The sequence below is a fragment of the Photobacterium sp. HL06 genome, assembly GCF_059552575.1.
Genome location: NZ_CM183915.1, coordinates 2,092,962 through 2,105,354, shown reverse-complemented (window position 1 = coordinate 2,105,354; position 12,393 = coordinate 2,092,962). Strand labels below are relative to the sequence as shown.

The window sequence follows — 12,393 nt, the reverse complement described above, 5'->3', positions numbered from 1 at the left end:
GTGAACCATCAAGACTTAATCAAAGCTTGCCAGCAGGACTGGCAAGATTACACGGAGCACAGCTTTGTTACCCAGCTGGCAACCGGTGAATTGAACAAGAGCGCCTACCTTCACTACCTGAAGCAGGATTTTTTATTCCTGAAGCATTATGCCCGCGCCTATGCGCTGGCAATTTTTAAATCTCGTACCCTGGCAGAAATGCGCGAGCCGCTGCCTAGTCTAACCGCGTTACTAGATACCGAAATGACCCACCATATTGAGTATTGTTCAAAATGGGGGCTAACCGAATCTGATATGGAAGGCGAGCCTGAAGATTTCGGTACGGTAAGTTATACCCGCTATGTACTGGATACCGGCATGGCCGGGGATCGTGTCGATCTCTTTGCTGCGCTTGCACCTTGTGCAATTGGCTATGCTGTTATTGGCACTCAGCTCATCAACTCGGCGGAGACACAGCTTGAAGACAACCCCTACCGTAGCTGGATTGAGCTATATAGTGGCGAAGAGTTCCAGTCAGGTGTAGAGGAAACCATTGAGCGTCTTGATGATATGCTGGCTGAAATTCCCTTAAACAGCCTGCGTGGGCAACGCCTGTGCGAAATATTCAAAACGGCAACACGAATGGAAGTCGCTTTTTGGCAGCAAGGCCTAAACGCCTCAGATAACTAATCCCAGCGATGCTATCAGGCTCCTGCTCAGCGGGAGCCTGACATTTCCTGAGCCTCTAGCGTCATCAGTAGCCCCGATATTGCATCATCAATCAAGGTATATTGCCTCGCCTTGCCTACACTTTTATAGCCTTTTTGGAAAAGAGCTCAAAATATACCTGGCTGATCGTTCCGTTATTGCTTAGATTTTAAACTTAACAGTCATTCATATAACGGGAATTCCATGAGAATCTACGAATTGGGGCCTGCACCAAGTGCCCGTCGTGTCAGTGTCTTTTTAGCCGAAAAAGGAATCGAGGTTGAACGCCAGCAGGTGGATCTCCGTGGTGGCGAAAACCTAAGCGATGACTTTAAAGCAAAAAGTTTAAATGGGCAGATCCCGGTACTTGAACTGGATGACGGAACAACCATTTGTGAGTCTATCGCTATTTGCCGCTACTTTGATGAAGCATACCCGACCGAACACTCGCTCTTTGGTGATACGGCACTTGAAAAAGCACAAGTTGAAATGTGGCAGCGCCTTGTTGAACTGCGTGGGCTATTGGTCGCAATGCAAGCATTTCGCAATATCTCCGGCATCTACAAGGATCGCGAACGCTGTATATCAGAATGGGGGGAAGAATCCCGCCAGCGTTTGATCGAATTCTTACCAACCCTAGAGAGCCAGCTGGCAGTTACCCCTTATCTCGCGGGTGATAAATTCACCATTGCTGATATTACCGCTGTCATTATGTGTGATTTTATGAAGAACCTCGAAATCAATATTGATGATACCTCGCCTAATCTAAATAGATGGTATCAGCTTGTTAGCCAACGCCCGTCGATGAAAGGCTAAATGGAGTTAACCATGATCGAACTATATACAGCAGCAACCCCAAATGGCCACAAGATCTCAATTGCACTGGAAGAGATGGGACTTGAATACCGTGTTCATGCACTGGATTTAATGGAAGCAGAACAAAAACAACCGGAATTCATCGCCATTAATCCAAACGGACGAATTCCTGCGATTATTGACACCGATAACGACAATTTCGCCGTTTTCGAATCTGGTGCAATCTTACTGTACCTAGCTGAAAAAACGGGTAAATTTCTACCAGAAGATCCCAACAAGCGATCACAGGTTATGCAGTGGCTTATGTTCCAAATGGGTGGCGTAGGGCCAATGATGGGACAGGCAAATGTTTTCTATCGCTATTTCCCAGAAACGATACCTTCAGCAATTGAGAGGTATCAACACGAAGGACGCCGCCTGTTTGAAGTCATGGACAGTCAGCTAGCGAAACATGCCTACCTTGCTGGTGACGAATACACCATTGCCGATATCGCAACCTGGCCATGGGTACGTATTCACGAGTGGAGTGGTATCGACATCGATGGTTTAGAGCACCTTCTGCGATGGCTAAATGAACTCGCTGAGCGCCCTGCCTGCCAGATAGGGATAGTTGTCCCTCCACCATCCGAATTAAGTGACGAAGAGCAGGCAAAAGAGATCCGAAAAATGGTTACACGTTAGCGAAAGCTAACATGACAAAAAAAGGTAATCTCAGTTCGAGATTACCTTTTGAAAAATGAGTTAGCGCTAGCATTCTTGTTTAGGCGCGGTGCCACCAATCAGGAACAATATTGCAACTACTGTCCCCAGAGCTCAACCAGCCTTGATCGCCCTCGATAGTCAGCTGTAGCTGCATAGTACGCTCTATCATTTCTTCAAGCTCAGCGAGTGTAGTATCACTGATATACACTACCGATACGTTGTCATATTGAGTGATCTTACTTTTGTTCTGCTGCCACCATACTGGTGCCGCATTATCGCCGTAAGCAAAAATAATGACTTGCTTAGAACGGTGAGAGGCCTTGCGAATTCGCTTCTCTTCCGGTAAACCTAACTCGATCCAAAGTTCAATTTCATCACTGAGGCTCTTTGTCCAGAGATCTGGCTCATCGGTGTCAGACAACCCTTTGGTAAATTGCAGCTCTTCATCTGCATTTAGCCCCCAAGCGACAAGACGGAGCATTAATCTCTGAAGCGTCTCTGATGGGTGGCATGCCAATGTGTGAGATTTATCAATGTAAACATGACGGTCCAGATCTGCAACATTGAACTGGGCCTTATAAATGGTGGCTTTCTGTGCCATAACAAAATACCTGGGTTTAAGATGCCTGAAGTGTAGTAAGAATAAGACAAGAGTTCAATTTCTATTGGCTTTTCAAAGCAATAACTTGCTGGTTAATGGTGGTCATTTCTCTTGCCAGTTGCTGGCATTCTTGCTTTAGTTCCGCCAAAGGCAGCTGATTGAATTTTTGCTGATAGTGCTGCCCAGCATTGGCCAATGATGTTTTCCACTCAATCACTTCTACAGCCGGTAGTTCTTCGTTCAACAACCTCTTTCCTTCCAAGATATAATCACGGGCGACCTTGGCATAATCATCAAAGGCGGCTTTGACATCGGTGCTAATACTACTCTCAAGTCGATTACAGCCACGGATCATGGCATCTTTTAACTGGAACGTTGTATAAATGCCGACTAACTTATCCTTCATCGCATCTCTTGGGGCTCCGGGATACGAGGAAGCTGTCACTTCAGACGCTTCAGCCGTAGCTGACGTAAATAACAACGAAAATACAAGACACCACGCTCTATTGAACACTGTCAAACAACCTATCAGACTCACAATTGTCCCAATAATACGTGATTGCCTATTTTGTGCTTATCGTTTTTCGTGATCTGTCCCCCACCGTTAAAACATTGTTTTATTCCGACAGGGAATCCAATTTCAAAGAACCACTCACAATTGATTCTTTTTTCGCCTTCGATAACTTTTTAATTTTATACTCCAACCGCATAGCTGTTTTTTTATCTCCCACCAGTTCAGCCCATGCGAGGGTTAACGGGCCTTTTCCTTTCAAGTACTTTGCCCCTTTCTTGTTACCTCGATGTTCGTTCAACCGGCGCTCGACGTCTGTCGTCACCCCACAGTAAAGATGGTTTGAGACTGTTCTGATCAAGTAGACCGACCATTTCACCGTTTTCTTACTCGTTGTTTCAGCCACTTCTATCGTAGGGATAGGTTTATCTTTACTTTTCATCATCATATAAAAAAGCCCAGCCAAAGCTGAGCCGTTATTCTGTTACGCATTCTACTGCTGGCTAGTTTTATTCAAGAAGTCAGTGACTCAAGAAGTTCTTTTAGCTCCGCTATTTCTTGTTTCATTGTAGCAACCTCTTCTTCGAGTTTTGCTACTCGCGCAGAGGTTGGTGACGAGCCACCAGCAACGGGAGCAACAGCTTGCTCTGCAAGCGCTTCTAAATCAATTTCACCACTGAACAAGTGCATATAGCGACAATCTCGTTTACCAGCCTCTCGCGGTAACTTCACGACGTAAGGACCTTTGGCATGCTCTGCCAATCCGTTTAACACCGCTTCAGCTTCTTTCACATCGGCTAAATCACAAAGACGATTGGTGCGCGTACGAATCTCACCCGGTGATTGCGGCCCTCGTAGCAGCATCACGCAGATCGCAGCTTTCTCCTGCTTAGTAAACTGCAAAGTACTGAACTCGGTGTTGCAGAATCGGTGCTGGTACTTCGCTACCCGACTGCCAGACCCCGCGGTAACTTCTTGAATAACCCGTTTAGATTTTAACTCTTCGATTGTATCCAGTACTGTCGCTTCATCCAACGACATTACAGGTTCTCGATTACTCTTCTGGTTACACGCCGTCGTCAGTGCATTCAATGTTAATGGGTATTGATCCGGAGTGGTGACTTCTTTCTCAAGAAAACAACCAACCACACGCGCTTCATTCTGCGAAAAGCAAATATCCATGATCTTCCCTCACCCTTTTATTTGATACCAATACTGATTCCAGTCTCTGGTATTGCTGCGATAGCAAAGACTGGAATCAGCACTGACCTGTAGGGAGATTAGCATGCCTTGCCCGAACAACAAGCGTTGGTCGAACCGACTGTTGGAAAATCAATCAATTAGCTTTCAATCTTGCGAAGTCATACCATTTCAGCGGTCGCCAAGAGGAGGACTTAGGTAAACTCAGCGACAACGAAACGGTTACGTCCCTGCTCTTTTGCTTTGTACAGCACCTTATCAACAATTTCATACATATTTTCAACTGTTTCAAGGCCGGTCGGGATCCAAGACACCATTCCTTGGCTCACAGTCACCACATTTGACGTTGTTGATTTTGCATGAGGGATTTCCAACGCCTGAATGCTGGCTTTCAGCCGTTCACACTCTCTCACCGCCTTGGTCTTATCACAATGGCTAAGCAATACCACAAACTCTTCACCGCCATAACGAGCAGCCAGTTCACCAGCGCGGCTGAATGTTTGTTTAAGTTCTTTAGCCATTGCCTGCAGGCAACGATCGCCTTCAAGGTGACCATAATAGTCATTGAAAGGTTTAAAATGATCGACATCAATCATAATAATCGTTAATGAGAAATTATTGCGTCCATGCCATGAAATAAACTCGGCAAGCTTTTGGTCAAGATAGCGACGATTGGCCAACTTGGTTAAGCCATCTTCATTGACCTGTTGCGACAAGCGCTCATTCGCTAGCTCCAGCTGCACCGAGGCCTCCTTTAGCTTATGTCGCATATGAGCGATACGCTGCATCGCTTTCAGCTTGGAGACCAACACCATCTTATTAACAGGTTTCACCAGGTAATCATCACCCCCCATATCGATTGCCTGAGCAATCATTTCAGGCTCATCATGACCACTGAGGAAAATAATCGGTACCCAATCGGGGTGTTTAAGTCGAATCTGTTCAGCAACCTCAGTACCACTCATGTCCGGCATACTGACATCAAGCAGCACTAAATCGGGGTCAAACAGCGGATATTTCTCAATTGCTTCATACCCTGAACCAACAGCTTCTACAATATGACCTAAGCGCTGCAACCTCATTGCGAGCTGCATTCGCTCTAAGTGAACATCATCGACCAGTAAGATACGCATTGCTTCCATGAAAGCATCCTGTTGATATAGAAACATTTGTACTGTCTTTATTTATAGCATAGCTGAGCGATTAACCTAGCGTTAATATGAGCATAATTTCACCACATAAGAACGAACGTGACTTTGCTAGCAAGTTTTGAAACATAACTGGCATTTCATTGCAGATCAGAAGATATATTATCCAGGTTAACTAGGAGAAGTACGCCTAACTTATGGTTGAGCGGAGAAAAGTTGACTTTTATACGTAGGGCTATAGGATTCCCCTCCTTAACTATTCATGCTGTAGGAAATAGCTATGTCTGAAATCGAAAACAAAGAAGAACAGATCATTGAAGAAGTGAAATTTACTCTAGATGATTGTTCACCAGAACTACGCCAAGTTGTTGAGTTTGAAGAAGTACCAGAAGAACTACTGGACATGCTAATCAACGTTTATAAAGCATCTGAACCAACATCTCACGAAGCATGGAATCAACTACCAGCAAGTGCACAGAATGTACTAGATAACTTTGAGCAGTTTCACGCGCTAATTGCTCTTAGCCAGAGCTATTCAGGTGTTGACTTCCTTGGTGAAATGCAGGAATCACAAAAACCTGATGATATGACCGAAGAAGAATACACGGACTACAAAGCAGTCATGCTGGATAAAGTGCTTCACAACTGCGTGAAAGACATGTGTAAGCAGCTAAAGAAAGCACGCCGTAATCCACCAATGAAACGTGAGTTCCAGGAAATCTTCAAGAAATAATCTTGCAGATCCCCATAGGGAGGTTTCAACCTCCCTATATCTATCGAATTACCTTTCCAACCTCCTCTTTTTCATTTTTCATGGTAGACTTACTTTTCGTCGTGAAATCACAAGTAACCACCATAGATACCCTTCAGAACTATTGATTCTTAAAGGGAATAGTTGCACTTTGTCTTGAGTGATCAGAGGTATGAATGTCAAGCCATGAACAGATTAAATTTCGAACTGAAGTTTACTTCATTCCAAGCCTAGGCATCATCAAATCTCCAGATTCAACCCAAAAGCTTAACCTTTCAGAACAAAATATCCTGGCTTTTCTGATAGCCAATTACCACCGCCCTGTGACAAAAAACGAATTACTTCAGGCGGGCTGGCCTGATCGAATTGTTACCGAGGCCTCATTATTTCAGGTGATACGTGCACTACGGGTCAAACTACAGGAAAGGCGAAAAGGGGACGTAATCGAAACACTGCCTCGTGTAGGTTACCAGATCTCCCAGTTTGAGCGAATAGAGTCCCCCTTAGACTCAGACACGAAAAATAGAATCAAACTACCGGCCATCAACCCCCTTCTCTTTTTAGCCTTTGTTTTTTCACTTATCGCGGTAAGTATCGGCACTTATTTCTGGTTAAATCATTATAAACACCCAGAACAAGTTCCTTATCTAACCAATACAGAGATATTGGGAAGTAACACGCTGACTACTATTGCGACTAACCTGCAAGATTTGGACGATCTGAACCAACAGCTTAATCGTGCTTACCAGCAACACACCCAGCAGGTAAACCCTCCTTCCATCCAACACTTAAAGATTTTTGCTTTTAAAGGTGACGAGATCTACTCAATTGCCTGGTGCCGTGTCGATGAAAGCCACACCTGTCTGCCAAATACTGATTTTTCTTACAGCTTTGGGTATCAAGATTGGGAGCTTTTTTCAAACTTCCTTATCTCCAAAGCTAAAGCTTACCGGAGCGATCCGGTTATCCAAACAGAGTTAGCACGGGAGCCAACCTCACAAGTGTTCATGAACTACCTTGATGGTTCAGGTGTTCAATCAAAGATCGTACACCACTATATTTCTAAAGATGAATCTGGCGATTTAAACTACTCTTATATGTCCTTCATTACAGAGAAAGACACTGACTTATATCATGCGCTGTCAATACGATCAGCCACCTTATCTATTATTGAAAATGATTCACCTTTTATCGCCACGGCTCAACTCAGGCCGGATATGTTTCACTGGGCTTATCAACCTAATGATATATTTGACGAAGAGAAATCAACGGCCTTGATAACCGAAGCTAGAATGAGGGAAGATTTTAAAGCTAAGCGTATTGTTTATAGCTACCTTCTGTACCAGCAGCCGTACTTGGATTTAATCTTTTATCCCAATGTAGGTATATATTGGATTCATAACAGTGTCGAAAATACTAAACTGTTTGATTACAAGCGCTATACACCTGGGCCTAAATAGCTATGCAGCAATTAACATTGTTAAACTAAGAACTTGTTATGCAGAATAGGCAACCTATACAATGTACTAATGTCTTCTAATTATAATTTTTTTCATGAGCTTACCCTTTTTAAAACACAGTAAACGAGTGATAGTGATCCTAATCACTCTCGTGTTTTCCGGTTGTGCCGTTTATGCCGGTTATAACTATGATCAACTCTATGGCATGCCTGAGCCTAGAGAACGTATGTTACCGACTACAACCCCTGTCGCTCAGCGCTACTTAACTGAAGTTAAACCAATCATCGAAAATCGCTGCGTCGTTTGCCATGCCTGTTACGACGCACCTTGCCAGCTTAAGCTATCTTCCGCTGAGGGCGTCGATCGTGGCGCGAACAAAGACAAAGTGTATGAAGGCACTCGCCTCCTGGCTGCCAATACAACCCGAATGTTTATTGATGCTCAAACAACAGCTCAATGGCGTGAAAAAGGCTTTACCCCTGTTTTGAACGAGCGAGATCAATCACCGGAAGCCAATACTCAGGCTGGAGTTATGGCCAGAATGCTTCAGCTCAAACAAGCTCACCCATTGCCAACAAATACCGTCCTCGATCCTGACAACTGGGATTTTTCTCTGGATCGGGACCAGCAATGCCCTACGATTGAAGAAATGGACCAATTTGAGCAGGAGTACCCTAAATGGGGGATGCCTTACGGATTACCTCAAATTGCGCAGAACGAGAATGACACATTGATGGAGTGGCTGGCTGCAGGTGCACCGATGACGGGTGTTGAACCACCGTCTGCAGCCATTAAAGCAAAAATTAGCGAATGGGAAACATTTTTAAATGGCAATTCGTTGAAAGAGCAACTTGTTAGCCGGTATCTGTATGAACACCTATTTGTATCGAACCTTTATTTTTCTGGCGAAGAACATCCGGTCTTCTTTAAATTAGTCCGCTCAGTAACCGCACCAGACAAGCCAGTTGAACTCATAGCAACCCGACGCCCGTTTGATGATCCAGGCGTTGATCGTGTTTACTACCGGTTTATTCAAGTGCGCGAAACCATCGTTGATAAAACCCATATGCCTTATGCCCTAAGCGATGAGAAAATGGCGAGGCTGGACGAACTCTTTTTCGAACCTGAATATACTGTCTCTGCCCTGCCAGGTTATGAGCCAGATCTTGCAGCCAACCCTTTAATGTCATTCAGTCAGCTGCCGGTAAATGCCCGTTACCGCTTTATGATTGATAATGCACAAAATACCATTATGGGCTTTATCAAAGGACCGGTTTGTCGCGGCCAGCTAGCCTTAAATGTAATTAACGACAGATTCTGGGTTTTCTTCGTTGATCCCGATATGGCTAACCTTCCGAGTGTTAACAGCTTCTATGACTCGCAGGCACACAACCTTCGCCTACCGGCTGAAAATGAAAGCAACACCCTGCCGCTTGCTAACTGGATCTCTTATGCCAACCAGCAGGGGCGCTTCCTACGTGCAAAAAATGAGTTGATGAACAAGGCATTCGAAAATGGCGAGCACCTCACTACCGATCTGATTTGGAACGGAGACGGCAGCAACGACAATGCCACGTTAACCATCTTCCGTCATTTCGACAGTGCGACTGTCGCGAAAGGGCTTGTAGGAAACCACCCTAAAACAGCCTGGGTACTTGATTATTCATTGCTCGAGCGTATTCATTATTTACTAGTGGCCGGTTTTGATGTCTATGGCAACTTTGGCCACCAGCTTATAACTCGTATGTACATGGACTTCCTTCGCATGGAGGGTGAATCCAACTTCCTATCTTTATTGCCAACTGAAATCAGACGCCAAGAACTGGCTAACTGGTACCAAGACTCAAACCTGCAGCTTAACCAGTTCTTACAAGGTGATATCAATGCGTTTAACCAACCAACAGGCATTACTTTCAGCACTGATAACCCCAAAAAAGAACTGCTAGATCTATTGCAAGTTCAACTGAGCACTGCAAATTCAAACCGCTATGCGCTATCCAACGCTCAATTAGCTCCTGCGGGAATTGCCGCACTTAATTCTATCGGCCAGCTAAAAGGCGAACAAGCAACCCTGTTTCCTGAGCTAACTTTTATTATGGTTGAACCAACCAATCATAATTTACAGCCGCAACTGTTCACTCTGGTGAGAAATAGTGCCCACAAGAACATTTCAAGCCTGTTCAATGAGGAGTCGAACCGTCAGTTTGCGAACGATGATATGACCTTAGTGAAAGGCCTGCTTGGTAGCTACCCAGGGGCCTTTTGGCATGTGCAGGAATCACAGCTGCCGCAGCTCGCAGCTCAGATACAGGGCGTCCAGACCGAACGAGACTACCGTGGGCTACTCGATAAATATGCGGTTCGTCGCACCAGTGCCGACTTTTGGTCTTTCAGTGACAAGCTCAACCAGCTATATCAGGAAAACTACCCTATTGAAGCCGGGCTACTGGACTATAACCGACTAGAAAACCGTTAACGGCATCCTATTAACAGAAAGCCTGCATCATGCAGGCTTAGTTTTCTTCTGCTGCTTTAATTCAATTGTAAATGTTTGAAAAGATAGCTTAACTAACATGGTATGGCATTGCTAATTCTGTAAAGATAATCACACTCAATTAACAATCACACAGGATGTAAGCAATGAATACACCAACTCCGATCTGGGATAGTTTTGTACGAGGCTACCACTGGTTACAGGCTGGCTCTGTCGTTGGGTTATGGTATACCGGAACTGAAGGCTTGATGGACTGGCATTTCACGATTGCCTACATGCTGTTAGCGCTGCTGCTTAGCCGACTAATTTGGGGAGTAATAGGAAGTGAGACAGCCCAATTTCGCCATTTCATTCACTCGCCGTCTACTGTGATTAGCTACTTTAAATCTTTGCGCCAGAAAGACAACAGCACAAAGCAACACCCTGGGCACAATCCGGCAGGCGGCTACATGGTGTTAATGTTCTTCCTTTTACTGAGTGTGCAACTGACTACGGGTTTATTTGCTAACGATGACATTTTGTCTGAAGGACCATTTGCCCTGTACGTGAGTGGCGAAGTCAGTAGCTTACTGACACAAGTCCATGCCATAAACTTTAACCTGCTTCTGGCTGCAATAGGAATCCACCTTGGCGCTGTCATTCTCTACCTGGTTAGGAAAGAGAACCTGATCAAACCTATGATCAGCGGCAGTAAAGTACTTCCGGCAAGCATAGCCCCCAAACTCATTAACGGTTTAGTAGGCTGGGCGATCTTTGCAATTATAGGTGGTGTTATCTACATCTATTTTGCACAAGATATTGTGGCTTATTTATTTTAATTTTCATCAAGCTAAAATGCACAAAAGGTAAAGCCAGGCGACTTTACCTTCAAAGCTATTCACTGTTTGAAAACGACGGTTAGCGGAATTTATAATCACTATGGCATGATTTGCAGTTTTTCGCCGCCACCCCAAACGCGCGCTTGGTCGAACGTTCGTCGCCCTCAACAGATACTTTTGCCAGCTGGGCCATATCTATCTGAAATTTATTCAACTTCACTGTAAAACCGTTCCAGTCAGTCCAAATTTCAGGTTTAGCTTTTGTATCACCTTTTTCAGAACCTTGAACTTTAAAGGCTTCCTCAGGCATTAGCGACAGTTGAGAGATAAATTGCGCACGCTGGCTGAATACCGCTTGATCCCAGTCTTTACGGCCTTTTACCATATCGGCCATGTCACCAAAGTTTGTTGCTATCATGGAAAAGGCCGACTGGCGATAGTGAATGGCATCTTCTGGTTTTTCGAATGGAGTGGCCGACACGCTGGTTGCCACTAACATCACACTGCCGAGTAGTACTTTCTTCATCATTATTTTTCCATCTCGTTGTTGTTATTGGCTAAAAATGATACCAACACGCAAAGCTTAGTAAACATAAACAACCCACAACTTACAAACATTTACAATACTGTAACCGACAGAATTCCAGTTCAGACCTGGCAGAAAGATATGCATCCCTCATCACAATCAGGCGCACGTTGAAAGCCAAAGGGATCAACGATACATCGCTTTCCAGCAACGGCGGAGATTAACGGATCCAAGTCGCTTATATGACTTATCCTTTCTATAGTTGTTGTAATGGAAATCGGCAACAAGGAAGCTAAAATCGAGCGCCTTTCATTTCCCGCCTCAAGGCGATCGATGTGTGCATATTATCCAGGCGGGATGAGGTCACAACCATGCCGAAGTTCATTGATACCCATCCTATGGAGCCATTCACAGCGGACGAGCTGAACAAGTTACAGAATGCGCCACCAGATGAGTTCGGGGTCACTCATCACGACATCCTGTTCAGCGAAAAGGACAACAAAATTTATTGTGTACTGGAAGCCCCGAACGCTGAAGCGATCCATAAGCATCATGAGAAGGCTGGAATCAAGTGTGAGTGGGTCCGTGAGGTGAAATCAACTCGTGGATAACGGAAACTCAGAGGGGATATGTTCCCATGGGCTTAGGGAGGCCGTGTGCCTCTCTAGCTCTTTCTATC

General features: G+C 44.8%; 14 protein-coding genes. 8 read left to right on the top strand and 6 right to left on the bottom strand.

Features of this window, described 5'->3' with window-relative positions:
• The 3 genes from tenA to AC51G0_RS27250 all read left to right on the top strand — a co-directional run bounded on the left by tenA (position 1) and on the right by AC51G0_RS27250 (position 2,184).
• Complete coding sequence (gene tenA / locus AC51G0_RS27260; RefSeq protein WP_496302697.1) at positions 1 to 669, top strand: thiaminase II; 669 nt, start codon at positions 1 to 3, stop codon at positions 667 to 669.
• A 222-nt stretch (positions 670 to 891) separates the two neighbouring features.
• Complete coding sequence (locus AC51G0_RS27255; protein ID WP_496302696.1) at positions 892 to 1,503, top strand: glutathione S-transferase; 612 nt, start codon at positions 892 to 894, stop codon at positions 1,501 to 1,503.
• A gap of 12 nt (positions 1,504 to 1,515) precedes the next feature.
• Positions 1,516 to 2,184 (top strand): glutathione S-transferase family protein, encoded by a 669-nt coding sequence (locus tag AC51G0_RS27250; RefSeq protein WP_496302695.1) that lies wholly within the window; start codon positions 1,516 to 1,518, stop codon positions 2,182 to 2,184.
• 79 nt (positions 2,185 to 2,263) lie between these two features.
• Here AC51G0_RS27250 and AC51G0_RS27245 read toward each other — a convergent pair whose 3' ends face one another.
• The 5 genes from AC51G0_RS27245 to AC51G0_RS27225 all read right to left on the bottom strand — a co-directional run bounded on the left by AC51G0_RS27245 (position 2,264) and on the right by AC51G0_RS27225 (position 5,650).
• Entirely contained in the window at positions 2,264 to 2,806 is a 543-nt protein-coding gene (locus AC51G0_RS27245) for a YaeQ family protein (protein ID WP_496302694.1), read from the bottom strand.
• Positions 2,807 to 2,867: 61 nt separating this feature from the next.
• Positions 2,868 to 3,212: a hypothetical protein gene (locus AC51G0_RS27240; RefSeq protein WP_496302693.1), complete on the bottom strand. Its 345-nt coding sequence runs from the start codon at positions 3,210 to 3,212 to the stop codon at positions 2,868 to 2,870.
• 211 nt (positions 3,213 to 3,423) lie between these two features.
• Positions 3,424 to 3,765: a GIY-YIG nuclease family protein gene (locus AC51G0_RS27235; RefSeq protein WP_496302692.1), complete on the bottom strand. Its 342-nt coding sequence runs from the start codon at positions 3,763 to 3,765 to the stop codon at positions 3,424 to 3,426.
• A gap of 65 nt (positions 3,766 to 3,830) precedes the next feature.
• On the bottom strand, positions 3,831 to 4,499 hold the full coding sequence (locus tag AC51G0_RS27230; protein ID WP_496302691.1) for a YceH family protein: 669 nt from the start codon (positions 4,497 to 4,499) through the stop codon (positions 3,831 to 3,833).
• Between the two features lie 212 nt (positions 4,500 to 4,711).
• Positions 4,712 to 5,650, bottom strand: a complete 939-nt coding sequence (locus tag AC51G0_RS27225; RefSeq protein ID WP_496304226.1) for a GGDEF domain-containing response regulator — start codon at positions 5,648 to 5,650, stop codon at positions 4,712 to 4,714.
• A 295-nt stretch (positions 5,651 to 5,945) separates the two neighbouring features.
• Here AC51G0_RS27225 and AC51G0_RS27220 point away from each other — a divergent pair, with 295 nt between their 5' ends.
• The 4 genes from AC51G0_RS27220 to AC51G0_RS27205 all read left to right on the top strand — a co-directional run bounded on the left by AC51G0_RS27220 (position 5,946) and on the right by AC51G0_RS27205 (position 11,188).
• Positions 5,946 to 6,398, top strand: a complete 453-nt coding sequence (locus tag AC51G0_RS27220) for a DUF3069 domain-containing protein (RefSeq protein WP_496302690.1) — start codon at positions 5,946 to 5,948, stop codon at positions 6,396 to 6,398.
• Between the two features lie 194 nt (positions 6,399 to 6,592).
• Positions 6,593 to 7,876 (top strand): winged helix-turn-helix domain-containing protein, encoded by a 1,284-nt coding sequence (locus tag AC51G0_RS27215; RefSeq protein ID WP_496302689.1) that lies wholly within the window; start codon positions 6,593 to 6,595, stop codon positions 7,874 to 7,876.
• A gap of 94 nt (positions 7,877 to 7,970) precedes the next feature.
• Positions 7,971 to 10,352, top strand: a complete 2,382-nt coding sequence (locus AC51G0_RS27210; protein WP_496302688.1) for a fatty acid cis/trans isomerase — start codon at positions 7,971 to 7,973, stop codon at positions 10,350 to 10,352.
• Between the two features lie 164 nt (positions 10,353 to 10,516).
• Positions 10,517 to 11,188, top strand: coding sequence for a cytochrome b/b6 domain-containing protein (locus tag AC51G0_RS27205; protein WP_496302687.1), 672 nt, complete (start codon positions 10,517 to 10,519; stop codon positions 11,186 to 11,188).
• A 79-nt stretch (positions 11,189 to 11,267) separates the two neighbouring features.
• On the opposite strand, the gene AC51G0_RS27200 is transcribed toward AC51G0_RS27205, so the two are convergent.
• Complete coding sequence (locus tag AC51G0_RS27200) at positions 11,268 to 11,717, bottom strand: c-type cytochrome (RefSeq protein WP_496302686.1); 450 nt, start codon at positions 11,715 to 11,717, stop codon at positions 11,268 to 11,270.
• A 332-nt stretch (positions 11,718 to 12,049) separates the two neighbouring features.
• Between AC51G0_RS27200 and AC51G0_RS27195 the strand changes: the two genes are divergently transcribed.
• Positions 12,050 to 12,325, top strand: a complete 276-nt coding sequence (locus tag AC51G0_RS27195) for a nickel-binding protein (protein ID WP_496302685.1) — start codon at positions 12,050 to 12,052, stop codon at positions 12,323 to 12,325.
• The last annotated feature ends 68 nt before the right edge of the window (positions 12,326 to 12,393 follow it).

Bases quoted from the DNA above. Each gene is read 5' to 3' on its own strand.
- AC51G0_RS27255 (WP_496302696.1), top strand. From the start codon at position 892: ATGAGAATCTACGAATTGGGGCCTGCACCAAGTGCCCGTCGTGTCAGT.
- AC51G0_RS27250 (WP_496302695.1), top strand. From the start codon at position 1,516: ATGATCGAACTATATACAGCAGCAACCCCAAATGGCCACAAGATCTCA.
- AC51G0_RS27245 (WP_496302694.1), bottom strand. From the start codon at position 2,806: ATGGCACAGAAAGCCACCATTTATAAGGCCCAGTTCAATGTTGCAGAT.
- AC51G0_RS27240 (WP_496302693.1), bottom strand. From the start codon at position 3,212: ATGAAGGATAAGTTAGTCGGCATTTATACAACGTTCCAGTTAAAAGAT.
- AC51G0_RS27235 (WP_496302692.1), bottom strand. From the start codon at position 3,765: ATGATGATGAAAAGTAAAGATAAACCTATCCCTACGATAGAAGTGGCT.
- AC51G0_RS27230 (WP_496302691.1), bottom strand. From the start codon at position 4,499: ATGGATATTTGCTTTTCGCAGAATGAAGCGCGTGTGGTTGGTTGTTTT.
- AC51G0_RS27225 (WP_496304226.1), bottom strand. From the start codon at position 5,650: ATGCGTATCTTACTGGTCGATGATGTTCACTTAGAGCGAATGCAGCTC.
- AC51G0_RS27220 (WP_496302690.1), top strand. From the start codon at position 5,946: ATGTCTGAAATCGAAAACAAAGAAGAACAGATCATTGAAGAAGTGAAA.
- AC51G0_RS27215 (WP_496302689.1), top strand. From the start codon at position 6,593: ATGTCAAGCCATGAACAGATTAAATTTCGAACTGAAGTTTACTTCATT.
- AC51G0_RS27210 (WP_496302688.1), top strand. From the start codon at position 7,971: ATGAGCTTACCCTTTTTAAAACACAGTAAACGAGTGATAGTGATCCTA.
- AC51G0_RS27205 (WP_496302687.1), top strand. From the start codon at position 10,517: ATGAATACACCAACTCCGATCTGGGATAGTTTTGTACGAGGCTACCAC.
- AC51G0_RS27200 (WP_496302686.1), bottom strand. From the start codon at position 11,717: ATGATGAAGAAAGTACTACTCGGCAGTGTGATGTTAGTGGCAACCAGC.